Raw genomic sequence first — 560 nt, forward strand, 5'->3', positions numbered from 1 at the left:
GCCCAGCTCACGCGCGGCCGGCACCACGGCGGCCTCGATGTCCCGGCTGAACAGCGACCACTCCGACTGCACGGCGGCGATCGGGTGCACGGCGTGCGCGGCGCGCAGCTCACCGGCCGTCACCTCGCTGAGGCCGAGCTGCTTCACCTTGCCCTCGCGGACCAGCTCGGCCATGACGCCGACGGTCTCCTCGATCGGCACGTTCACATCGCGCCGGTGCATGTAGTAGAGGTCGATGACGTCGACGTCCAGACGGCGCAGGCTCGCCTCGACGGCCTGCCGGATGTACGGCGGGTCGTTGCGGACGATGCGCCGGGTCGGGTCGTCCGGCGGGATCGACAGGGCGAACTTGGTGGCGATCAGCACCTCGTCGCGGTGCGCCGCGAGGAACGGGGCGAGGAACCGCTCGTTGTCGCACGCGCCGTACGCGTCGGCCGTGTCGTAGAGGGTTACGCCCCGCTCCAGGGCGCGTTCCAGGGCCGCCCGGGAGGCGTCCGCGTCGGCGGGGCCGTAGGCGAAGCTCATGCCCATGCAGCCGAGGCCCTGCACGCCCACCTCGG

At 72.5% G+C, this 560-nt stretch carries 1 protein-coding gene; it reads right to left on the bottom strand.

Translation table 11 applies throughout. The features are described 5' to 3' along the window. A partial coding sequence (locus LPA54_RS35780) for an aldo/keto reductase (RefSeq protein WP_228984729.1) occupies positions 1-560 on the bottom strand: 560 nt, incomplete at both ends.

Origin of the sequence: Streptomyces sp. DH12 (assembly GCF_020873895.1) — a bacterium.
Lineage (GTDB): Bacteria > Actinomycetota > Actinomycetes > Streptomycetales > Streptomycetaceae > Streptomyces.